This window comes from Microbacterium sp. GW823-FHT02G05 (genome assembly GCF_058797175.1).
Map to the genome: position 1 here is coordinate 579,434 of NZ_JBXAJK010000001.1, position 22,181 is coordinate 601,614.

General features: G+C 67.4%; 18 protein-coding genes. 1 reads left to right on the forward strand and 17 read right to left on the reverse strand.

Going from position 1 to position 22,181, the window contains the following annotated elements; translation table 11 throughout:
* Nucleotides 1-149: 149 nt before the first annotated feature.
* The 17 genes from AC1REM_RS02705 to AC1REM_RS02785 all read right to left on the reverse strand — a co-directional run bounded on the left by AC1REM_RS02705 (nucleotide 150) and on the right by AC1REM_RS02785 (nucleotide 20,830).
* Nucleotides 150-512 (reverse strand): cupin domain-containing protein, encoded by a 363-nt coding sequence (locus AC1REM_RS02705; RefSeq protein WP_492513209.1) that lies wholly within the window; start codon nucleotides 510-512, stop codon nucleotides 150-152.
* A complete protein-coding gene (locus AC1REM_RS02710) occupies nucleotides 509-1,912 on the reverse strand; it encodes an NAD(P)/FAD-dependent oxidoreductase (RefSeq protein WP_492513210.1) in 1,404 nt (467 codons plus the stop codon). Before AC1REM_RS02710 ends, AC1REM_RS02705 begins: the two co-directional genes overlap by 4 nt.
* 43 nt (nucleotides 1,913-1,955) lie before the next feature.
* A complete protein-coding gene (locus AC1REM_RS02715; protein WP_492513211.1) occupies nucleotides 1,956-2,327 on the reverse strand; it encodes a hypothetical protein in 372 nt (123 codons plus the stop codon).
* Between the two features lie 95 nt (nucleotides 2,328-2,422).
* On the reverse strand, nucleotides 2,423-3,343 hold the full coding sequence (locus tag AC1REM_RS02720) for an ABC transporter substrate-binding protein (RefSeq protein WP_492513212.1): 921 nt from the start codon (nucleotides 3,341-3,343) through the stop codon (nucleotides 2,423-2,425).
* A 30-nt stretch (nucleotides 3,344-3,373) separates the two neighbouring features.
* The gene (locus AC1REM_RS02725; protein WP_492513213.1) at nucleotides 3,374-4,144 is read right to left on the reverse strand and encodes an ABC transporter permease; all 771 of its coding nucleotides are present in this window, start codon (nucleotides 4,142-4,144) and stop codon (nucleotides 3,374-3,376) included.
* Nucleotides 4,141-4,839, reverse strand: coding sequence for an ABC transporter permease (locus tag AC1REM_RS02730; RefSeq protein WP_492513214.1), 699 nt, complete (start codon nucleotides 4,837-4,839; stop codon nucleotides 4,141-4,143). The genes AC1REM_RS02725 and AC1REM_RS02730 overlap by 4 nt, the downstream gene beginning before the upstream one ends.
* 1 nt (nucleotide 4,840) lies before the next feature.
* Nucleotides 4,841-5,659 (reverse strand): ABC transporter ATP-binding protein, encoded by an 819-nt coding sequence (locus AC1REM_RS02735; RefSeq protein WP_492513215.1) that lies wholly within the window; start codon nucleotides 5,657-5,659, stop codon nucleotides 4,841-4,843.
* Nucleotides 5,660-5,699: 40 nt separating this feature from the next.
* Nucleotides 5,700-7,121: a dihydrolipoyl dehydrogenase family protein gene (locus tag AC1REM_RS02740; protein ID WP_492513216.1), complete on the reverse strand. Its 1,422-nt coding sequence runs from the start codon at nucleotides 7,119-7,121 to the stop codon at nucleotides 5,700-5,702.
* Between the two features lie 125 nt (nucleotides 7,122-7,246).
* Nucleotides 7,247-8,347: a lactonase family protein gene (locus tag AC1REM_RS02745; RefSeq protein ID WP_492513217.1), complete on the reverse strand. Its 1,101-nt coding sequence runs from the start codon at nucleotides 8,345-8,347 to the stop codon at nucleotides 7,247-7,249.
* Between the two features lie 112 nt (nucleotides 8,348-8,459).
* Entirely contained in the window at nucleotides 8,460-9,746 is a 1,287-nt protein-coding gene (locus tag AC1REM_RS02750; RefSeq protein WP_492513218.1) for an adenylosuccinate synthase, read from the reverse strand.
* Between the two features lie 230 nt (nucleotides 9,747-9,976).
* Complete coding sequence (locus tag AC1REM_RS02755; protein WP_492513219.1) at nucleotides 9,977-11,401, reverse strand: trimethylamine monooxygenase; 1,425 nt, start codon at nucleotides 11,399-11,401, stop codon at nucleotides 9,977-9,979.
* A 151-nt stretch (nucleotides 11,402-11,552) separates the two neighbouring features.
* Nucleotides 11,553-12,482: a class C sortase gene (locus AC1REM_RS02760; RefSeq protein ID WP_492513220.1), complete on the reverse strand. Its 930-nt coding sequence runs from the start codon at nucleotides 12,480-12,482 to the stop codon at nucleotides 11,553-11,555.
* An 85-nt stretch (nucleotides 12,483-12,567) separates the two neighbouring features.
* The gene (locus tag AC1REM_RS02765) at nucleotides 12,568-14,106 is read right to left on the reverse strand and encodes a SpaH/EbpB family LPXTG-anchored major pilin (RefSeq protein ID WP_492513221.1); all 1,539 of its coding nucleotides are present in this window, start codon (nucleotides 14,104-14,106) and stop codon (nucleotides 12,568-12,570) included.
* Nucleotides 14,107-14,180: 74 nt separating this feature from the next.
* Entirely contained in the window at nucleotides 14,181-18,056 is a 3,876-nt protein-coding gene (locus tag AC1REM_RS02770) for a SpaA isopeptide-forming pilin-related protein (RefSeq protein ID WP_492513222.1), read from the reverse strand.
* A gap of 198 nt (nucleotides 18,057-18,254) precedes the next feature.
* A complete protein-coding gene (locus AC1REM_RS02775) occupies nucleotides 18,255-19,196 on the reverse strand; it encodes a helix-turn-helix domain-containing protein (RefSeq protein WP_492513223.1) in 942 nt (313 codons plus the stop codon).
* 165 nt (nucleotides 19,197-19,361) lie between these two features.
* Entirely contained in the window at nucleotides 19,362-19,895 is a 534-nt protein-coding gene (locus AC1REM_RS02780; protein WP_492513224.1) for a hypothetical protein, read from the reverse strand.
* Between the two features lie 53 nt (nucleotides 19,896-19,948).
* Nucleotides 19,949-20,830 carry a sulfurtransferase gene (locus tag AC1REM_RS02785; protein WP_492513225.1) on the reverse strand — a complete coding sequence of 294 codons (882 nt, stop codon included), beginning with the start codon at nucleotides 20,828-20,830 and terminating at the stop codon, nucleotides 19,949-19,951.
* A 163-nt stretch (nucleotides 20,831-20,993) separates the two neighbouring features.
* On the opposite strand from AC1REM_RS02785, the gene AC1REM_RS02790 reads away from it, so the two are divergent.
* Nucleotides 20,994-22,178: an AAA family ATPase gene (locus AC1REM_RS02790; RefSeq protein ID WP_492513226.1), complete on the forward strand. Its 1,185-nt coding sequence runs from the start codon at nucleotides 20,994-20,996 to the stop codon at nucleotides 22,176-22,178.
* The last annotated feature ends 3 nt before the right edge of the window (nucleotides 22,179-22,181 follow it).

A 22,181-nucleotide genomic window follows, 5' to 3' on the forward strand; every position in this document is an offset into this window, starting at 1 on the left:
CCGACGAGCATGTCCACTCCATCTGCTGTCATCTCCGCCCTTCGCGGCAGAACACCCCACCTAGCGAAAAGATTGCGGAAGGTTGAGTCTCTCCACCCGGTCACTTCGCAGCCCCGTCAATACCGAGACGACCGTCCCACACGTGCGGCTTACGCCACGTACACCTTCCGCAGCGTCTCCGTGACGGTCCACTCCGTGCGCATCCCCGCCGTCAGCCGCACGACCGACCCCGGGCCCACGTCGATCGCCTCACGCTCAGGCTCCACGAACGCGATCCGCGCCCTTCCGGAGAGCACAACGAAGATCTCGTCCGCCTCGGTATCGGTCGCGACGCCCGGCGTCATCTCCCACACGCCGATCTCCGTCCCGCCGAAGGTTCCGAGCTCGTACACTCCCGCGCGGGGCGCTCCTTCCACGACCGCCTCGGCAGACAACGCCTCGTGTTCCACCCCGACTGCGAGCGCATCCACACCCGTGAACAGGTCGACGCCGGGGGCATCCGTCCCGCTCACGAATCGAACCCCATGCCGACGGCGTCGAGCGCCTTGAGCAGCAGGTTGCGCTTGCCGTCGTTGTGGTCGGCGCGGTCCATGGACGCGCGCACAAGGTTCACGCCAATGGATGCGGCGGGCTCAGGCGGGAACGGGATCGGCCGCGAGCGCACCATCTCGTTCTCTGTGCGCTCGGTCTTCAGCCCTTCGAGCTTGTCGAGCATCACATCGGCGGCGAAGCGGGTCGCCCCGACGCCGAGGCCGGTGAAGCCTGTCGCGTAGGCGACGCGTCCGCCGCGGGCGGTGCCGAAGAACGCGCAGAAGCGGCTGCAGCTGTCGATCGCGCCGGCCCACTTGTGCGTGAACTGCAGACCCTCCAGCTGCGGGAACGTCGTGAAGAAGTGCGATCCGAGGCGCTGGAACGTCTGCGGGCGATCCTCGTACGCTGCGCGCACCTTGCCGCCGTAGTGGTAGATCGCGTCGTATCCACCGAAGAGGATGCGGTTGTCGGCGCTCAGCCGGTAGTAGTGGAACTGATTCGCCGAGTCACTGATGCCCTGCCGGTTCTGCCAGCCGATCGCCGTCAGCTGCGCATCGCTCAACGGCTCGGTCATGAGCACGTAGTCGTAGACGGGCACCGTCATGAGACGGTTGCGTTTGAGCAGCGACGGGAAGACATTCGTGGCCAGAGCGACGTGCGCGGCCTCCACCGAGCCATCCGCGGTGAACACCGTCTGCCGACCACCGCGGTCGCTTTCGATACCGCGCACACGAGAGCGCTCGAAGATCTCCACGCCGAGTTCCGTCGCCACGCGGGCCAGCTCCGCGGCGAGCTTCGCCGGATGCAGGATCGCCGCGCCGTCCTTGTCCCAGGCACCTGCGAGGTAGGTCTCCGAGCGGACCTCTGCACGGATCTGCTCCGCATTGAGGAAGTTCTCTGCCTCCGCCAACCACTCGATCTGGTGGGGCTCGGTCGCCACCGACAGCGTGCCCGTGCGCTCCCAATCGACATCCATGTCGTACTTCGCGACGGTCTCCTGCATCTCGTCGAGGTTCTGCAGACCGAGCCGTTCGTACAGGTCCATCTCGTCCGGCCAGCGGCTCGCACCGTTGTCGTAGCCGTGCGTGAGGCTCGACTCGCAGAAGCCGCCGTTACGACCGGACGCCGCCCAGCCGATCCGCGATGCCTCGATCAGGATGACGCGACGCTGCGGATCCCGTTCCTTCGCCCGCACTGCCGTCCAGAGCCCCGCGTACCCACCGCCGACGATGACCAGATCCGCGTGACGGTGGCCGCGCAGCACCGGATAGTCGGGCCGCGCGATGTCATCCAGCCAGAACACGCTCTGCTGCGTGCTCTCCAGCGCATGCGCGACAACGGATGCCGCCGGCTGACGTCGTTCGAAAACAGTCGTTCCCATGGTTCACTCCGATGTGAGGGAGGGAGTCTACGCACGACTGAGGCTAGAGACCGTCCACCTCGTCGTCAACGATTCCCACGAAACGGCTTCCGACGCCGTCGAACTCCGCGCGGTGCCTGCCGTGCGCCGGGGCGGGAAGATCGGCGGGCGAGTGCTCGCGACAGCTCAGGTAGGTGAACGTCGGCCACCACTTCTTCGGCCGCACCGTCTCGGTGTATCCGCAGATGTCGCAGGTGAGCGTCGCCCACACCGGGCGGGCACCCTTCTTGCGATTCGCGCGCGATTGCACGAGCCACGCGGGCGGGTCGTTCTCGAGCTCCGTGAGCTCGTCCTCGGTCATCTCGATGAGCCCATGCCTCACGGCCATCTCCACAGGGATGTCGAGCCGCTGGGCGACGTCACGCTTCGAGATCATGCTCCTATTGTCCCAGGCGTCGCACACAGACGACGCCCCTCGCAGCTCCGCGAACATCATTCGCGGAGACCACGAGGGGCGTCCTGTCGTATCGGCTACAGCAGACCGTTCTCCGTCAGCCAGGCCTTGGCGATGTCGACGCTCGACTTCTGGTCGACCGTGCTCTGCACGTTGAGTGCCACGAGCTGCTCGACCGTCAGCTTCGCACTCACCGCGTTGATCACGTCGGCGATCGAATCGGCGATGTCGCTCGACGCGATGGGAACGACGTTAGAGGCGAGGATCATGTTCTCGGGGTCTTCCAGAGCCACGATCTCTTTCGTCTCGAATGCCGGGTCTGCCGAGTAGATGTCGGCCACCTGCACGGCCCCCTCGAGGAGGGCATCGAGCGTCGTCGGTCCGGTCGCGGAGAACGCCAGGTCGACGCCGTAGACCGCCTTGGCCGCGGCCGGGCCGTACGGACGCTGCTCGAACTCGGGCGCGGCGCCGATCGTGAGCGGCACGCCCGCCTTCGCAAGGTCGGCGATCGTCGTCAGCGAGTGCTGCGCAGCGAACTCCTTCGTGACCGTGTAGGTGTCCTGGTCGCTCGCCTCGGCGTAGTCGAGAGCCGTGAGATTCTCTGGCAGCGCTTCGACGAGCGCCGCGTAGACGTCTTCCGAACTGGTCGCGGTCGCCGAGTCATCCAAGAACTCCAGCAGGTTGCCGGTGTACTCAGGGAACAGGTCGATCGCGCCCGATTCGATCTCGGGCATGTAGGCGTCACGCTGGCCGATGTTGAACTGCCGATCGACCGTGTGCCCCGCGGCCTCCAACGCCTGCGCGTAGATCTCGGCGATGATCTCATTCGAGTAGTAGGCCTGCGAGCCGATCACGATCGTGTCGGATGCCTCGCCCCCACCGCTGCTCTCGGTGGGGGTGTCGAGCGGGTTGCCCCCACCGCAGGCGGTGAGTGCGAGGGTTGCGGCGGCGAGGGCGCCGATGAAGAGACCGGATCGTCTGGTTCGTGCTGTGAACATCATCTTTCCTCTCTGGGGGACTGCATGCTGTCAGTTCGACAGCGCCGCCGCGGGGGCGGGGTCTGTGGGTGCGTCGGTGGACGAGAACGCACGGGATGCGGTGCCGCGCGCAGGGCCATCGCGCTCGGAACGCGCGGCGCGCAGACCACGTGGCACCGCGGCGCGCTGGGCAGCGGCGAAGAGCAGATCGAGGATCAGCGCCAGAAGCGCGACCAGGATCGCACCGCCGAGCACCTGATCGAAACGACGCAGTGGAATCCCCTGGATGATCGGCCAGCCGAGGCCGCCGAGATTGACGTACGCCGCGATCGTGACGGTCGCGACGACCTGCAGCACGGCGGCACGCAGGCCGCCGATCAGCAGGGGCATCCCAAGCGGCACCTCTACGCGCCACAGGATCTGCCATTCGGTCATCCCTGTCGCACGGGCCGCATCGATCACACGCCGATCGATGGCCTCGAAGCCCGTGTACGCCCCGGCAAGGATCGACGGGATCGCCAGAAGCACGAACGTGATCACCGCGGCCTCCGGGGTGCGCAGCACGCCCATCACGAGCACGAGCAGGATCAGCAGACCGAAGGAGGGCAGTGCACGGGCGGCGCCCGACAGCGCCACGGCGAACTCGCGCCCACGCCCTGTGTGCCCGATCAGCCAACCCAGCGGCACGGCGACGAGTGCCGCGATGAAGACCGAGATCGCCGTGAACCACAGGTGCTGGCCGAGCAGAATCGGCAGCGCGTAGGCACCCTGCAGCCGCTCAGGAGAGAAGAGCCAGTCGAGCGCGTCGGCGAAGAGGTTCATGCGGCACCTCCGACGGCGATGGGGGTGCGCACGGCGCGGCGTTCGCGGCGAGGGCCCGCCGGCACCTTGCGGCTCCACGGCATGAGCATCCGACCCAGAAGTACGAGCAGCACGTCCAGGACGAGAGCGATCACGACCACCGCGACCACGCCGGCGAGAACCTCCGGGATGATGCGGCGCTGGTGTCCGTTCGTGAACAGGTACCCGAGATTCGTGACGCCGATCAGCACGCCGACCGTCGCCAGAGAGATCGTGCTCACGACCGCGACACGCAACCCCGCGAGGATCACGGGGCCGGCGAGCGGCAGCTCGACCGTCCAGAAGCGCCGCGGCGCACCGAAGCCCATCGCCGTCGCGGACTGGCGCACACCGGGATCGACGGAGTCGAGACCATCGGCCACGGCACGCACGAGGATCGCGATCGCGTAGATCGTGAGCGCGACGACGAGGTTGAACTCGCTGATCGCCGAGTAGCCGAGCACGGCGGGCATGATGATGAGGAGCGCAAGCGAGGGGATCGTGTAGAGCAGCCCCGTCGCGACGATGATCCACCCTCGCAGTAACTGGTATCGCCATGCCACCCATCCGAGAGGGAGCGAGATGGCGAAGCCGATCACGATCGCGATGAGGCTCTGGCGCAGGTGCACGACGCTGAGCTCGCCGATGAGGGCGAGGTTGTCGATGACCCAGTCCACGTCAGTGTCCCTCGACCAGGCTGCCCTGCGTGCGGCCCTGCGCGTCGACGACGACGGTGCCGCGGGGGGTCTGCTTCAGGCTCAGCGCTCGGCGTCCGCGTTCGGCACCGATGAACGCCTCGACGAACTCGTCGGCCGGGTTCTCGATGATCTCGCTCGGCGAGCCGACCTGCACGATGCGCGCGCCGACGTCGAGGATCACGACCTGGTCGCCGAGCAGGAAGGCCTCGTCGATGTCGTGGGTGACGAAGACGACGGTCTTGTCGAGCTCGTGCTGGAGACGGATGAGCTCCTGCTGCAAGTCGGCGCGGACGATCGGATCGACGGCGCCGAAGGGCTCATCCATCAGCAGGATGTTGGGGTCGGCGGCGAGCCCGCGGGCGACGCCAACACGCTGCTGCTGCCCACCCGAGAGCTGTGCGGGGTAGCGATCCGCGAGCGCCTGATCCAGACCGACGGTGTCGAGCAGTTCACGGCTGCGCGCGGCAGCATCCGCCTTCGACACCCCGTTCAGCCGCAGCACCGTGGCGACATTCGCCAGCACCGTGAAGTGCGGCATGAGCCCGGAGTTCTGCATGACGTAGCCGATGCTGCGGCGCAGCTTCACGGGGTCGCGCCCCAGTACGCTCTCGCCGTCGATCGCGACATCGCCGGACGTCGGCTCGACCATGCGGTTGATCATGCGCAGGAGGGTCGTCTTGCCGCAGCCGGAAGAGCCGACGAACACCGTCGTCTTGCGCGACGGCAGCACCAGGCTGAAGTCATCGACGGCGAGCGCACCGTTGTCGAACCGCTTCGTCACCGAGCGGAATTCGATCATGTGGGTGTCTCCCTCGTTCGTTGCGTCCGCGCGGCAGGACTCATGCGGACTCTCGTCCGTACTCTTCGCAAAGCCGCAGCCAGACTTCACTGACCGTCGGATACGACGGTACGGCGTGCCACAGACGTTTGACTGGCACTTCGCCGACAATCGCGATGGTCGCCGCGTGCAGCAGCTCGGCGACGTCTGGGCCGACGAACGTCGCCCCCACGAGCACATCCCGGCTCTTGTCGATGATCGCGCGCGCGTGTCCGGAATAGCGGTCAGCATGCAGCTTCGCGCCCGCCACCGCGCCCAGGTCATAGTCCACGACGGCGATATCGATCCCCGCATCACGTGCGGCGGCTTCTGTAAATCCGACGGCCGCGACCTCCGGATCACCGAACACGACCTGCGGCACCGCGCTGTGGTCAGCGGTCGCGACATGGCGACCCCACGGCGCATCATCTACCGGCGCACCCGTCGCCCGTGCCGCGATCACATCGCCCGCAGCCCGCGCCTCGTACTTGCCCTGGTGGGTCATCAGCACACGGCCGGTCACGTCGCCGGCGGCGTAGAGCCAGTCGACTCCAGGCACGCGCATCGTGTCATCCGTCGTGATCGACCGCCCCGGTTCGAGCCCGGCCGTCTCGATCCCGATGTCGTCGCTGCGCGGCACGCGCCCCGTCGCGACGAGCACCTCGTCGGCATGCACTTCGGAACCATCGCCCGTCGTGATCGTCACGCCAGCGATGTCGCGCTGCACCCGTACCGTCTCCGTGTCGAGACGCACATCCACACCCTGCTCGCGCAGCGCCGCCACGACGCGCTCACCCGCGAAAGACTCGAAGCCACCGAGCACGCCGGTGCGCGCGAGTACGGTCACCGCCGCACCGAGTCCGGCGAAGACCGTCGCCATCTCCACCGCGACGACGCCACCCCCGATGATCGCGAGGCTGCTCGGGATCTCATTCGCACTGGTCGCATCGCGGCTCGTCCACGGCTCTGCCTCCGCAAGCCCGTCGATCGGTGGAATCGCCGCGCGCGAGCCGGTCGCGATCGCCACGGCATGGCGGGCCCGCAGGGTTCGTTCGGCACCATCATCCTCGGTGACCGTCACCTCGCGGATGCCGCTGAGGCGACCGTGCCCACGGATCAGGGCGATGTCGGCGCTCTCGAGCCAGCTCACCTGGCCCTCATCCGACCAGTCGCCCACGAACCAGTTGCGACGCGCGAGAACCTCGGCGACATCGACGTCGCCCGTCACCGCCTCGCGCGCGCCGCGCACGGCCTTCGCCGCCCGTCTCACCGCCAACGGTCGCAGCAGCGCCTTCGACGGAGTGCACGCCCAGTAGGAACATTCGCCGCCCACGAGCTCGTGCTCCACGATCGCGACGGATAACCCGCCCTGCACGGCCCGATCAGCGATGTTCTCGCCCACCGTGCCCGCGCCCAGGACGATGAGGTCGTACTCGTCAGACATGTCTGCGCCTTCCTCCGGGGTGGCCAGTCTTGCTCATGTGCAACGTCATGTCACGGGTGGGATGTTCCGCGGAATGCAGATCAGCCCCGTTCCAGTCGAGGAAAGGGGCCGATCAGAGGCTGATTTCAGCGCACCGGGAGGAAGTGCGTCGGCGCGGGCGCGGGGGCGTGATGGCGGATGCTGCCTGCCGCGCCCGTGCGCTCATCGAGGTCGACGACGGTGATGTCGTCCGAGCGCTGGCCCGCGACAAGCAGCAGGCCCTCGTGCACGAGGATGTGCCGCGGCCAGTCGACGCCCGAGTCGGTGACGGAGAGCGGCTCAACGGTCTCGCCGGAGCCCTTCACGCGCAGGGCGGCGATCGTATTGCTGCCCCGAAGCGCGGTGTAGAGCGTCTCACCGTCACGCGAGCGCGCGAGCTCGGACGGGAAGTCCGCGCCGACGTTCGCGATCAGCGAGCTGGTCGTCGACGACACGATCCCCCACGTGCCATCGCGCCCTGCGGCGAGGGTGAAGACCTCGGCAGACAGTTCGGTCACGACATGCAGGTGTCCGCTGGGGTGCACGACCATGTGGCGCGGGCCGGTGCCGCGCGGCAGCACGACCTCGTGGTCGATCCGCAGTCCCTCAGCGCCGACGCGCCAGATGCGCACGAGGTCGAAGCCGAGGTCGGTCGTGGCGATGCGCCCATCCGGCAGGAAGGCCGCGGCGTGCGCGTGGGAGGAGCGTGGCTCGCCGTCGAGAGCATAGGGGTCGGATGCGGCCGCGCCGACACCCGCGGGGGTCTGAGCCTCCACGGTCTCACCCAGCAGCGCCGCGCGCAGCGCAGCCGCCTTGTGCGCAGCATCCGGAACCGGCACACCGGCGGGATCCAGCAGAATCCGCACGACGCGGCCGTCACCGAAGCAGCTGGCGATGAGCGAGCGAGCGTCGGGCGCGACGGCGATGTGGCAGACATCAGAGCCCGCCTCGACAGGCTCGCCGAGCGGAGCGAGCGTCGATTCACCGGAGCGGGCATAGGCCTGCACCGTACCTGCGCCTTCGAGCGCCGCGTAGACGACATCGAGCGTCGGATGCTGCGCCAACCACGACGGCGAGAGCGCCGCCGCAACCGCGCCACGATAGGCAAGCGTCGTAGGCGCACGGCCTTCGTCACCGGCGAGCAGGCCGATGCCGTCTGCCGTCCCACCCATGTCGCTGCCGTAACCGCCGAGCCAGAACCGCGTCATCCACAGACCTTTCGCCTACCGAGCACCCGCCGCACGAATGCATGCCGCAGACGGCACGCGCAGTCGTCTCCGCGTCGACGGGGGAATCCCGCGGAGAGAACCGAAAGTGCGGTCAGTCGATCAGGTCGTGACGCACGATGATCTCGTCGCGGGCGGGGCCCACGCCGATCACCGAGATGCGGGTGTCGCTCATCTTCTCGAGCGCCAGCACGTAGTCCTGCGCGTTCTGCGGCAGCTCGTCGAACGTGCGCGCCTTCGAGATGTCTTCGGTCCAGCCCGGGAAGTACTCCAGGATCGGCTTCGCGTGGTGGAAGTCGGTCTGGTTGACCGGCACGTCGTCGAAGCGCACACCGTCGACGTCGTAAGCCACGCAGACAGGGATCTGCTCGAGGCCGGTGAGGATGTCGAGCTTGGTCAGCACCAGGTCGGTGATGCCGTTGATGCGTGTCGCGTAGCGCGTGATCGGGGCGTCGTACCAGCCGACGCGGCGCGGACGGCCCGTCGTGGTGCCGAACTCGAAGCCGCGTGAACGCAGCCAGTCACCCTGCGCGTCGAACAGCTCGGTCGGGAACGGCCCCGAGCCGACGCGGGTCGTGTACGCCTTGACGATGCCGACGACGCGGTTGAGACGACCGGGGCCCACTCCGGACCCGGCGGCCGCGCCCGCGGCAGTCGCCGTCGACGAGGTCACGAACGGGTAGGTGCCGTGGTCGATGTCGAGCATCGTGGCCTGGCCGCCCTCGAAGACGACGACCTCGTCGTTGCGCAGCGCCTGCTCCAGCAGCAGACCGGTGTCGGCGACCATCGGGCGCAGGCGGTCGGCGTACGACAGCAGCTCTTCCACGATCTCGTCGACCGTGACCGCACGACGGTTGAAGACCTTCACCAGCAGGTGGTTCTTCTGGTCGAGAGCCCCCTCGACCTTCTGGCGCAGGATGTTCTCGTCGAACAGATCCTGCACGCGGATGCCCACGCGGTTGATCTTGTCGGCGTAGGCCGGGCCGATGCCGCGGCCGGTCGTGCCGATGTTGCGCTTGCCGAGGAAGCGCTCGGTGACCTTGTCGAGTGTGCGGTGGTACTGCGTGATGATGTGCGCGTTCGCGCTGACGCGCAGACGCGAGACGTCGATGCCGCGCGAGCCCAGAGCCTCGAGCTCGTGGAACAGCACCTCGAGGTCGATGACCACGCCGTTGCCGATGACCGGTGTGACACCGGGGGAGAGAATGCCAGACGGGAGAAGGTGAAGGGCGTACTTCTCGTTGCCGACGACGACGGTGTGCCCGGCGTTGTTGCCGCCGTTGAACTTCACCACCCAGTCGGTGCGCTCACCGAGAAGATCGGTGGCCTTGCCTTTTCCTTCGTCGCCCCACTGAACGCCGACGATCACAATTCCTGGCATGGGTGTACCCCCTGGTACTGCACGCTGTTCGCCGGGGTTGCACCGGCAGATGAGCTGGCCCGAACGGGCGAGTCCATCCTACCGGAGCACCCTCGACGCCCTCCTGACGTGACGCCAGGAGACGGATGCCACGCCCCGACGCCCCCTGTTCGGAGGAGAAGTCCCGCGTCGGAGGAGGATCCAGCCAGAATCCTCCTCCGATCAGCGAGAACTCCTCCCGAGAGGCGGGCTCAGCGCGCGAGAATCTCCGCACGCGCAGCATCCGCCGCCACCGCCTCCGCACCCTCGACGACCGCAGCCGCTGCGGGCTCCTCGGCGAGGTAGCGCTCCAGCGAGTCGTCGAGCTCGTCGATCCACGGGGTGTGGTGCACGATCGCGATCGTGCCGGTGATGACCGACTCGTACACGCGATCGCGGTAGCCCATGATGTCTTCCTTCTTGTCGCGCTTCCACGCGAGGAAGATCTCGACGACCCGGTCGATGTCGAACTCCGGGTAGTCCGTGAGCTGCAGCAGGTCGCGCACGTAGTCCCCCTGGAAGCGGATCTCATCGGCTGCGGATGCGATCGCCTCGAAGCGCGCGCGCCAGTCGGTGATGGATGCCGCGCGCTCCGCCTCATCCGGCATCGCGAGACGGCCGAGGATCAGATCGCGCACGTACCAGGCCTGCACGTCGAACATGTTGAATGTGAACCACTGATCCTGCGCGCCGAGGTAGGCCAGGCGCGGATTGCTCTGCCAGACCACACCGCGGTACAGGCCGTCGGGGTACACGTTGTTCGGCGACGACAGCGCGAGGTCGTCGGGCAGGAACGGGTACTTGTGCAGATATCCGGTGCACATCAGGACCACGTCGACGTGCTTCGAGGTGCCGTCGGCGAAGTGCGCGATGCTGCCGTCGAAGCGCTCCACGACCGGGCGCTCCTCGATCCCGTCCGGCCAGTCGTAGCCCATGGGCTGTGAGCGGAAGCTCGCCGTCACCGAACGGGCGCCCATCTTGAAGGCCTGGCTGCCGATGTCCTCAGCGGAGTAGCTCGCGCCGATCACGAGCACATCGCGACCCTCGAAGCCCTCCGCGCCGCGGAAGTCGTGCGCGTGGCTGATCTGACCGGGGAACGTCTCGATGCCCTCGAACTCGGGGGTGTTCGGGAATGAGAAGTGGCCTGCGGCCACGACCACGCGGTCGAACTCCTCCGTCACCGATTCTCCGGTGGGAAGGTTCTCGCTCGTGAGGGTGAAGACCTCGCGTTCTGCATCGAACTCGATCCAGCGCACGACCGTCTGGAAGCGGATCCAGTCGCGCACGTTCGTCTTCTCCAGGCGTCCGGCGATGTAGTCCCACAGCACGGGGCGCGGCGGGTACGACGAGATCGGCTTCCCGAAGTGCTCGTCGAAGCTGTAGTCCGCGAACTCCAGCGCCTCCTTGGGGCCGTTCGACCACAGATTGCGGTACATGCTGGAGTGCACGGGCTCACCGTGCTCGTCCAGGCCGGTGCGCCAGGTGTAGTTCCACTGGCCGCCCCAGTCTGCCTGCTTCTCGAAGCAGACCACTTCGGGGATCTCCGCCCCCGCGCGGGCTGCGGATTCGAAGGCCCGCAGCTGCGCCATGCCCGAGGGGCCGGCGCCGATGATTGCTACTCGTTCTCGATTCGTCACGTATCTGTCCTCATACTCTTCAGTCATGTAGTAAGAACAGTCGCGATCTCGGCCGGAACAGGGTTTTTTCCGGGTGCCGGGAGCGACGAGCTCGACCGACCCAGAGAAAGCGACTGCTCTTCGACGGTATCAGTGGACGTACGACGTCAGCTCAACGGCCGGTCAGGTCATCACGCTCTGGGCGCGAGGTGACCGGTCGGCTCATCCACATCAGATACAGAACGGCGACGAGAACAGCTCCAGCAAACTGCACTGCCCACCAGGGGAAGTACGGAACGGTGGACGCTGAGCCCGCCGCCGCGACGACGTCGGGCGGGGTCGGAGTGACACGTTCGCCTGTGACGAGAATGCGGTGGGTGTTCACACCGAGCGGTGTGCACGTGATGAGGGTCACCAGGTCTTCTCCTGCGGCCTGGTGCAGCGTCTCGGTCTCGTGCGGGGCGACGACCTGGATGTCGGTGACACGGTAGGTGAGCACCTCGCCGAAGGTCTCGAGCGTGAACGTGTAGCCCTGCTTCATGCGATCGAGATCGGTGAACATGCGCGCGCTGGCGAGGCCCCGATGCCCCGTGATGACCGAACGCGTGCTCTCGCCGCCGACCGGGAGCGAGGTGCCTTCCAGATGACCGAGCCCTTTGAGCAGCGTGTCGTCATCGGTGCCGTGGAAGATCGGCAGGTCGAGGTCGATCGCGGGGATGCGCAGGCGCGACATCATCCCGCTCGGCGTCGCGAGCTGTTCGCCGTACGGCACGGCGCCCGCTTCGCGCATCTCACCGGCGGCGACGGGGACGTTCGCGTCGGCGGCGACGAGCACACCCGACGAGAGCGCCTCGTTGTACGAGCGGGCGTTCTGGATCTGCTGGGCGCGGTCCGGCGTCACGTCGTCGATCTGCTCGTCGTAGAAGCCGAGCAGGCTCGCCTGGTTGTACTGGTAGATCCACGCTGCTGCCGTCGGATAGAGCAGCACGCCGACGCCGAGCAGCCAACACAGCACCGTGATCCACGGCACAACGCCCAACGGGCGCCGTGCACTCCGCTTCTCGCGCAGCGATCGCCGCGTCTCCACGGAGGTGATGCTCATGTCGGGACTCTCTCGATGCGTGGCAGAGGATGGAGACCGGCTCGGCGCGTCAGCGCCGGGCCGGTCTCCGGGTGGGGGTGGGGGATCAGGCGCGCTGCTTCTTGCGGCGCGTCGCGAGCACAGAGCCGCCTGCGATCGCCATCAGCGCGAATCCGCCGATGACCATCGCCAGCTGGCCGTCTGCACCCGTCATCGGCAGCTCGGGAACACCCTGCTGCTTGTTCTCGATGTCGATGGCGAGGTTGGCCGTCTCACCGGGCTTGACGATCACGTCGAACTTCGCCGCGTCGCCCGCCGGAAGGATGAAGCCGGCCGGAGCCTTGGTCTCGACGAGCTGGTAGCAGCGCTCGGCCAGACCGATCGTCGCGGCACCCGTCGAGCTGATCGAGTCGCTGCCGATCCACAGACCGGGGATCGCGACGGTGCCGTTGGCACCCGACGACACGACGAGCTTCTGCGTGGGGGTGGCGGGGTTCATCACGGGAGTGAAGGTGATGTCGGTCGCGGCGCAGTCGGCGCGGTCGCCCATGAGCACCTCGAACTCGGCACCGGTCAGGCCGTTGCCCGACGGGTCGACCTTGACGATCTTCGCCTGGCCCCAGCGGTTCACGACCGTGTTGGTCGGGTTCTCCGGGTCGCCGGGGTGACCGGGGGTCAGCTCGAGGTCATTGAGGTTCACGTAAGCCGTGTTGAGCAGCACGCCGTCGCCGATGGCGTTGATCGTCGCGGCGAACTCCACGCGCAGCGTCGCGCCGGCGGTGAGCTTGTCGAGGCCGCCCTGGTTGAGCACGACCGTGAGCTTCTGTCCCACGACGGTGGCCGTGAAGTCGCCCGCGGCGAGCGCGGTGCCGTCGATCAGCACCTCGACGGTCGCGGCCTTCGGGGTGAGGCGACTGTCGAGCGTGTCGTTGAGGGTCAGCTTGTCGTAGGTCTCGCCGACGGCGAGGGCAGGGATGACCTGTTCGATCGAGAAGTTCACGTCAGATCCGACGGCAGCCGATGCGCCGTTCTGGTCTTCGATCCGCTTGACCGGGCCGTTGCCCACGGTGTTCTTGGGGTAGACGTGCACGTTGTAGACCCAGGAGCCGTCGGCGCCGACGCCGTTGATGCTGGGGGTCGGCACGGTCACGATGAACGGGTCGGCCTTCTTCACGACGTTCTCGGGAGCCTTGATCTCGCGCACGAGATAGGCGCCCAGGGCGAGCGAACCGGTAGCCGCGGTGCCTTGCGCGTCGGTGTCGGCCAGCGTCTGGCATCCACTGAGCGCGTAGGTGCCCAGCTGCGAACCCTGCTGGGCGGCGAGGAGCGCGGGGGCGGTGATCGCGTTGATCTGCTCCCAGCCCGTGGTGCCGGCCGTTGTGAGGTCGATACCGTCGATGTGGCAGACCTCGAAGCCGACGCCCGCGAGGGGCTTCGACGGGCTCGTGCCCGTGCCATCGGGGTTCATCGCGCCGTTGCCGGGGTTCTCGTACTTGTGAACCGTGATGGATCCGGTCTCGGTGGTGTCGATGTCGGCAGCGTATGCGGCCGAACCGCCGGCAAGCAGCCCCAGGGCGCCGACGGCGATGACCGTCGCAGCCGCAAGGCCACGCCGCGCGATGCGCGGTGAAGTGCTCCGTGACATAGTCGTTTCCTTTCGATGTGCCGATGGTTCGGCGTCTGTGTCCCCGTCGCTGTCGCGCGGGATAGTCGGGGGCCTCAGGCGAGGCGGGAGCGGCGCAGCGAGCGCACCAGGAGAAGTGCGGTGAGGCCGATGAGCGAGCCTCCGCCGATCAGGAAGAGGAACGATCCGATCCCGCCGGTCATAGGCAGCGGCGGAACCGCGATCTGCGTGTTCTCGATCTCGCCGATCGTGACGGTCGTGGTTCCGGTCACGGGCACCACGATCGGATCGGTACGCTTCACGAATCCGGGAGGCGCCTGCGTCTCGATCAGGTGGTACGTGCCTTCCTGTACCTGTGTGATGCCGAACTTCCCCGCAGCGGGGTCTTGGTCGGCGCCGGCGCAGAGGTCGGAGCTGGCCGCGACGCAGTCGCTCACATTGAGGGGGGTCGCGCCGGGCAGCGGGGTTCCCGCCTGGTCGACGGCGATCAGCTGCCACTGCGACCCGGCAAGGAGGTTCGACGCGGGGTCGACCTTAAGCCAGCTCAGGGTCGCGCCGGGCTTGTAGTTCTTCACGGCGCCGGCGTTGTAGACCCAGGCGTCTGTGTCGAGGTTTCCGGTGCCGACGACGATCTGCACTGGTGAGTCCGGCAGCTCATAGCCGACCGGAGCGGTCGTCTCGGTGAGCATATAGGTGCCCCACGGGATGCCGGTGAGCTCGAACCGACCCGCAGCGGGGTCCTGGTCTTCGCCGGTGCAGCCGCTGGCGGTGCAGTCCACGATCGTGCGCGGCCAGGTGCCGGTGGGCGGCTGGGCTCCCGCCGCGACAACGGGCTCGAGCAGCCACTCCGATCCACCGAGCAGCAGGCTTCCGTCGGTGCCGTCGACCTTGCTCCACGTCAGGTTGGGCGCAAGCTGGAGGCCGACGCGGGGCGCCTCGCTCGGCAGGAGCGGGATGCCGCTGGAGTTGCGGTTCGCCGCGATCGCGACGTTGTTCCAGGCGATGCCGGTGAGGTCACCGCCCTGTCCTGCGACGGCGGGGAACGCGGCCGTGTGTATCTCGGCGGGTCCCCAGACGCGCGGGCCGAAGTCGATGCGGATGCCGATGATCGTCGACCAGTCAGCGGGAGCGGCCGTGGTCCAGTCGTTCACGCAGCCGGCCGGCGCGCTCGTCAGGGTCCCGCCGCCGTTGCCTGCGAGCTCTCCGCGGCAGGGGTTCGCCGAGGTGGAGTACTGCACGATCGCATCGGCGGGAAGACCGGTGACGGGTCCCGTCATGAAGACGTCGAACTTCGAGCCACGGGCTTCCGCCCCGGGACGCACACCCGTGTCGCCTACGCGCGGCAGCAGGTCGTAGACGACCACGTCGCGGGTGTCGACGTTGCCCGTGTTGCGCACGGGGATCAGGTAGTCGGCGACACCGGTCTTGTCGGTCGAGCCGATGCCAGGAGAGGCGATGAACGCCTGATCCCAGACGCCCTTCACCTGCTTGGCCGAGCCCATGCCCGGACCCTCGACGACCGTGTAGGGCTTCTGCGCGCGGCATCCGGTGTCGGCGTCCGGCCCTTCCACCCCGCCGGTGAAGCTCAGGTCACCCCAGGTGGTCGAGGCAGTCAGCACCTCGGGGTCCGCGTAGCGGGTGGGCGATGCGCAGACGAGATAGCCGGTCGCCGCCTCCGCGGCCTGCACGAGCGTGTAGTTGCGGGAGGTGCCGGCCGGGGTGGCGTCCTTGACGCGCACGTCGAACCCGACCGTGATCGCGTCGCGTTCACCGGTCGCCGCGTCGATGATGCGCAGGCCCCCGCCCGCCGGGACGTTCGGGAAGTCGACGACGATCTTGGTACGCGTGACGCCGTCGATCTGCACCTCGCTCAGTGTGAGTCGCGGCTCGCCGAGCTTGTCGATGATGGCCGACGCGGGGCGCGAGGAACTCTCCCAGTCGAGGTAGACAGGCGCTGAGGGGTCATCCGGATCGAAGGCGAGGTTCTCCGGCAGGATCTCGGTGATCGTGGGAGTGAATGCGCGGTTCACGTCGTCCGCGTACTCGGAGTACCAGGTGTCACGCTGCGTCATGACCTCGACCCGCAGCGAGTCGCCCGGCACCAGGTTCGGCTGCCCGTCCTTGCTCGCGCCGCCGGCGACCAGCTCGGGAACGTACATGCGCTTCTCGGAGTAGATGTTCACCGGGTCGCGGACGATGCGGGTGTACCCGCATCGTCCCTCCTTGTTCGAGTCGACGAGCGCGCCGTTCGTCGACATCGATCCGCCGTTCCAGGTCACGGTGTTGTCGGCCGTGCAGTTCTCGATCGTCACCCAGAGCGGATGCTCCGATGCCGGCGTGACTCCGCGGACGGGCGTCGGCTGGGCCGTACCACCGGTAAGGAAGTGGGGTTGGTACACACCGTCGGCGACGGCCTGCGAATTGTCGAGCGGGATGTCGTCGCTCACGCTTCCGAAGAGGAAGAGCTTGCCCTTCGTGCCGGCCTTGACCGGGTTGTCGTCGAGCCAGAACTTCGTGATCCACTCACCCGTCTGCATGGGGATCGGCTCACCAGCGGTTGTTCCGGCGCATGCGCGAACCACGCTGTCGCCGACGGTCGACCCCTGCGGGATCGTGCAGACGCCGGTGCGGCCGAGGTTCGTGCTCCAGTTCACGTCGAGCGCCGACATGCTGCCGTTGGCCCCGAAGGAGATGTCACTGTAGGCGGGTGTCGCGCAGTCCGTCGACGTCGTGTCGGCGGGCGAGGTCCATTCGCACGGCAGCATGTCGGTGAGCGACCAGCTTCCCGACGCGTTGCCGGTGCCCTCGATGCTGTAGCTGTGCAGGTAGCCGCGCACCCAATCGCCACCGGCGCCTTCCGCACCGCGCCAGAACTGTCGGCTGTTTCCGTTCGATGCAGCGTACGAGATGCCCTTCTGCACGGTGAACGCGCCATCGGCCCCGATCTGCAGATAGTGCGAGGCCTCGTCCTGTGCAGTCAGGTCGGTCTGCGGTCGCGACCACGGGTTCGCGGTCGCCTCTGCCCGGTTCGTCTGGAGGGTGTGGTTGTTCGCATCGTCGGTGAACTCCGCTTCGGGGTAGTTCACGGTGACCAGCAGTTCCTGGCCGAACGTCGTCGAATCGCATCGCGCCGTGCCGTCGGGGTTGATGGCCGCCGAGCTGCCAACGTTCCAGGTGACGGTGTGGGTCGATGCGTCATAGACACCCCCGCGCGTCGCCGAGACGAACACGGTGTCCGCCGGCAGACGGTCGACGACGACCACATCCTGCAGTGCCCACAACCCATCGGACTGACACATGTTGCCGTACGGGGTGTAACCGCCGGCCGCGTTCCACTGCTGCGGGTAGCCGGCGCGAATCAGGTAGGTCACATCGTTGCCGACATAGGGGTCCTCGACGAGATCCGGGTAGCGGATCTTCTCGACCTTGAGCGCAGCTTCCGAGGTCACGGTCGCCGGAGCCGACGTCGCCGTTGCCGTCCCGAGGCTCGTCGTGAAGGTGCCGCTCGGTGTGATCGTCGTGCCGTTCGGGGTGATCCAGTTCTGGGTGCCCAGGGTGAACGTCACGGTGCCCGCGTTCGCACCGCTCATGCTCGGAGGCAGGCTCCACACGATCGTGCGGTTTGCGCCTGTTCCGACGACCTGCACGGGATAGGCGACACCGCTGATGGTCACGGCGGTGAACGTCTCGACCGAGAGCGTCAGGACGTCGGGCTGCCCCGCGGGCACCGGCACCTCGATCGTTCCGCCACTGCAGTCCGGCGACGTGGTCGTACCGCACTGCCAGGAAAGCTCGAACGTGACGTTCTGGCCCGAGAGCACTGAGGCATCGATGGGGCGGATGCTGACAGAGACGTCATTGTCGGCCGCGAAGGCCGGCATCGCCACACCGCCCATCAGCACCAGCACCGCGGTGGTCACCACCGCCAGCGCCGTCTGCGCAGCACGAATCACGCGCCGTTTTTCCATCATGCTCCCTCATCGCATATCGGTTCTCTCTGGTCATCCAGGGAGCGGCCAATAAGTACCTCTACGAGATAGAGATGGCGAGAAGACAGCCTGATTACACGAATCCGCGATACTTGCGCGAATCGGCATCGCTTATGCGTTTTACGGCAGAGAACGCACGTCAGGCCGCCCGACGCGAATCAGCGACACGACGCCCGCGGATCACTCCACCGAGGGCAGCCCGTTCAGACGGGGCGCCTCGTCGCGGAACTCCCGCACCGCCCGGAACATCGCCGACTCAGAACCGAAACCGACCGAAGCCGCCACGCTCGACATGCTGGCCTCAGGACGTGCGGCTCTGGCCTGATGAGCAGCCAGAGCGCGCACACGACGCAGTTGCGCAGCGAGCGTCTGACCCTCCTTCTGGAAGGCGAGCTGAAGGGTGCGCGGTGCCACGTCGAGCTGTGTGGCGATCCGACCGGCGTTGAGGGCACGATCGGCGAAGTCCCGACTGATCACCTGCATGGCCCGTGCGTGGAGTCCGGAGCTTTTCGGCACGTTCTTCGTGATCATCAGTGCGAGCGTGCGCACGATCTCATTGACGGCGCCCGGCAGTTGCGCGAGGTCATCGGAGTCGCCGCCGCTCGTGCGGCACAGGTGCACGAGGAACGCGACCATCGGCATGAGCACGGAGGCATCGACAGGGTCGTCGACGTGGACGGACGAAGAAGGGAACGGAAGGTCCGCGAGCATGCCGCTCGGAACGGTGAGATACAGCAGCTCGCCAGGCTGCCGCATCGTGATCCGCACATCCTCCGTGCCCGGTGCCACGAGAGCAAGACGCGGATCACGCGTCACGACGACGCACTCATCCTCGCCCTCGATCTGGATGCCGGCACTGATCCCGACGAGCAACAGGACGCGGTCAGCCGACTGTGCATCGCGCGTCCACAGCGCCTCCACCTCAGGACCGGAGAAGTACACGATCGAGGCGTGCGGAAACTGGGCGACCATGGCCACGAGTTCTCGGCCAGAGCCCACCGAGGTCAGGCGGAAGTTCGCCAGCGCCAGATATTCGGCAACGCGCCGCGATTCGGCGAGCTCCTTCGCGGACCCGAGTTTCAGATCGATCCTGCGGAGAGCACGTGTTCGAAACAGCTTCATGCGCGACCCGCGCCGGTCATCGGCCAATACAGTGACCCTCTCGGTGAGACGCGCCTCGGGTCCCTCAACCCGTGCTGTTCGTCAGACTACGAGGGTCGGCACATGCGTGCAAAATCCTGGTATGACCGGATGCGTCGCGCCCGGATGGACACCGAAAGCCCCCTGTCAGCCGTGGGCGGCGCAGGCCGCGGCCGTCGTGCCGCCGACCTGATTGCCGTGCATCTCTGCGGCGGCAGCGCAGTTGAGATCGCCGCCGATCCTGTTCTCGACGAGCGTCGCGTGACGTCCCTCGGCCAGGCTGAGGCTCCCGCCGATCGTCGACAGCTTCACGACCGTGCCGGGGGCGTTGACGTCGAGGTCGGCGTCGAACAGGGCTTCGGTGATGACGATCTGCTCGTCGGCCGCGATCGACACCGCGCCGGAGTATGCCCCGCCGATGATCTTCACGACCTGATAGCCACTGAACACGAGGTCGCCACTCGCGTTGACGTCCTCCAGCACGCACACCTGCGCGTTGCCCTCGGGCTTGTCGGCGCAGAGCGCGTTCGCGGCGTCCTGCGCCGCCTGCGACGGCGACTCGACCGGGGTGGCTTCTGCGGGGGCATCCACCCCTGGCTCCACCGGAGCCGCCGTCGGCGCGCATGCCGTGAGGGCGAAGCCGAGGATCGTCACGAGCAGAAGCGGAGCGGTGCGGCGCATCTCCCCAGCCTCAACGGCGCGGGCGTAGGAGTCAAATGGACGACGGATGCCACTCAGTCGGCGCCGAGGGCGATCGGAACGCGCACGAGGTTGCCCCACTCCGCCCAGGAGCCGTCGTAGTTGCGCACGTTCTGGAAGCCGAGGAGGTGCGTGAGCACAAACCAGGTGTGCGCAGATCGTTCACCGATGCGGCAGTACACGATGATGTCGTCGTCGTCCGTGAGCTCTCGCTGGTCTCCGTAGAGGGCGTCGAGCTCGGCACGGGGACGGAAGCGACCGTCAGGGCGTGCCGCGGTCGCCCACGGCACGTTGACCGCACCCGGGACGTGCCCGCCGCGCAGGGTTCCCTCCAGCGGGTGGTCGGGGATGAAGGTCGTCTCTCCGGAGAACTCGGCGGGAGTGCGGACGTCGATCAGCGGACGGTCGCCGTGCCGGAGCACATCGTTCGCGAAGGCGCGGACGGTGCGATCGTCGCGGTCCGGTGCCACGTAGTCACTCGGGGTCGGCGTCGGCGGAACCTCGCGCGTCAGTTCACGGCCCTCGGCGATCCAGTAGTCGCGTCCGCCGTCGAGCAGGCGCACATCACGCAGCCCGTAGAGAGTGAACACCCAGAGCGCGTAGGCAGCCCACCAGTTGTTGCGGTCGCCGTAGAGGACGATCGTGCTGTCCGCGGTGATCCCGAGTCGCCGCGCGAGCGCGGTGAAGGCATCAGGACCGATGAAGTCGCGGGTCACGGGGTCGTTCAGGTCGGTGTACCAGTCGATCTTGTGCGCACCGCGGATGTGTCCGGTCGTATAGAGCAGCACGTCTTCGTTCGACTCGAGCAGCACGAGCGCCGGGTCATCGCGGTGAGCGTCGATCCACTCCTGCGTCACGAGACGCTCGGGGTGCGCGTAGGCCTGCAGGTCGGTGGCGGGGTCGTAGGGCAGCGTCATGGCGATCCTTTCCGAGAACATGATTAGCGTACCAATAGTTCGTGCACTAAGAGCATGGGGATGCGCTTCCGGAACTGTGAGCGGCGGTGGGGTCGTGCCGGGCTCGGGCGTTACGCTGTTGCCGGGGGCGCGGCAGCATCCCCTACGCACGCGAGGAGATGTGATGACAGAGTCCGAACCTGCCTTCCCCCACGCCGCCCCGGCGCCACCTCCCCCGCCTGCCCCCGCACCGCCGTCTGCTCCCCCGGCAGCGACGTCCGCGTCGCTCATCGAGAGCGTGCCCTCCGCCGCGAGCGCCCCTCCTGCCGCTCCGGCCACTCCGACGCCTCCCGCGCCTGTCCTCGCCGCGGCGTCACAGCCCGAGACGCCGACCGCCGCAGAGCTCTCCCGTGCGACGGCGATCCTGAAGACGATCTCCGACTCGTACTCGGCGAAGATGGTCGGCCAGGAGCGTCTGCGGGCGAGCCTGCTGATCACCCTGATGGCGAACGGCCACATCCTGCTGGAGAGCGTTCCCGGGCTTGCGAAGACGACAGCCGCGAGCACGCTCGCCGACACCGTGACGGCCGAATTCAAGCGCATCCAGTGCACGCCTGACCTGCTGCCGAGCGACATCACCGGCACGCAGATCTACGAGGCGTCGACCGGCGCGTTCCGCACGATCCTGGGCCCGGTGCACGCGAACTTCGTGCTGCTCGACGAGATCAACCGCTCCAGCGCGAAGACGCAGAGCGCGATGCTCGAGTCGATGCAGGAGCGCCAGACGACGATCGGCGGCGAGATCCACAAGGTACCGCGTCCGTTCCTCGTGATCGCGACGCAGAACCCGATCGAGCAGGAGGGCACGTATGAATTGCCCGAAGCGCAGATGGATCGCTTCCTGCTGAAGGAGATCGTCGACTATCCGAGCCCCGCAGAGGAGCTCGAGATCCTGGATCGCCTGGATTCCGGCGCCCTCGATCCGGAGAACCATGTGCACACCGCGGTGACGCTCGCCGACGTGGAACTGCTGCAGGATGTGACCCGACGCGTCTACGTCGACCCAGCGCTGCGCAATTACATCGTGTCGCTCATCTATGTCACGCGGAACCCGGTGCCCTACATCGGCGAGAAGCTCGGCGGATACATCAAGTACGGCGCGAGCCCCCGCGGCACGATCGCGTTCCTGCAGGCGGCTCGCGCGCTCGCGCTGCTGCAGGGCCGCACGCACGTCCTCCCCGAGGATGTGCGTGAGTTGCGTCACCTCGTTCTGCGTCACCGCGTGCTCGTCACCTTCGAGGCGGAGGCCGACGGCGTGCGCAGCGAAGACATCATCGACGCCGTCTTCGCCGCGGTGCCGACCCCCTGAGCA

Excerpts from the sequence above, each read along its gene's own strand:
- AC1REM_RS02710 (WP_492513210.1), bottom strand. The coding sequence starts at position 1,912 with ATGGGAACGACTGTTTTCGAACGACGTCAGCCGGCGGCATCCGTTGTC.
- AC1REM_RS02715 (WP_492513211.1), bottom strand. The coding sequence starts at position 2,327 with ATGATCTCGAAGCGTGACGTCGCCCAGCGGCTCGACATCCCTGTGGAG.
- AC1REM_RS02720 (WP_492513212.1), bottom strand. The coding sequence starts at position 3,343 with ATGTTCACAGCACGAACCAGACGATCCGGTCTCTTCATCGGCGCCCTC.
- AC1REM_RS02725 (WP_492513213.1), bottom strand. The coding sequence starts at position 4,144 with ATGAACCTCTTCGCCGACGCGCTCGACTGGCTCTTCTCTCCTGAGCGG.
- AC1REM_RS02735 (WP_492513215.1), bottom strand. The coding sequence starts at position 5,659 with ATGATCGAATTCCGCTCGGTGACGAAGCGGTTCGACAACGGTGCGCTC.
- AC1REM_RS02740 (WP_492513216.1), bottom strand. The coding sequence starts at position 7,121 with ATGTCTGACGAGTACGACCTCATCGTCCTGGGCGCGGGCACGGTGGGC.
- AC1REM_RS02745 (WP_492513217.1), bottom strand. The coding sequence starts at position 8,347 with ATGACGCGGTTCTGGCTCGGCGGTTACGGCAGCGACATGGGTGGGACG.
- AC1REM_RS02750 (WP_492513218.1), bottom strand. The coding sequence starts at position 9,746 with ATGCCAGGAATTGTGATCGTCGGCGTTCAGTGGGGCGACGAAGGAAAA.
- AC1REM_RS02760 (WP_492513220.1), bottom strand. The coding sequence starts at position 12,482 with ATGAGCATCACCTCCGTGGAGACGCGGCGATCGCTGCGCGAGAAGCGG.
- AC1REM_RS02765 (WP_492513221.1), bottom strand. The coding sequence starts at position 14,106 with ATGTCACGGAGCACTTCACCGCGCATCGCGCGGCGTGGCCTTGCGGCT.
- AC1REM_RS02770 (WP_492513222.1), bottom strand. The coding sequence starts at position 18,056 with ATGATGGAAAAACGGCGCGTGATTCGTGCTGCGCAGACGGCGCTGGCG.
- AC1REM_RS02775 (WP_492513223.1), bottom strand. The coding sequence starts at position 19,196 with ATGAAGCTGTTTCGAACACGTGCTCTCCGCAGGATCGATCTGAAACTC.
- AC1REM_RS02780 (WP_492513224.1), bottom strand. The coding sequence starts at position 19,895 with ATGCGCCGCACCGCTCCGCTTCTGCTCGTGACGATCCTCGGCTTCGCC.
- AC1REM_RS02785 (WP_492513225.1), bottom strand. The coding sequence starts at position 20,830 with ATGACGCTGCCCTACGACCCCGCCACCGACCTGCAGGCCTACGCGCAC.
- AC1REM_RS02790 (WP_492513226.1), top strand. The coding sequence starts at position 20,994 with ATGACAGAGTCCGAACCTGCCTTCCCCCACGCCGCCCCGGCGCCACCT.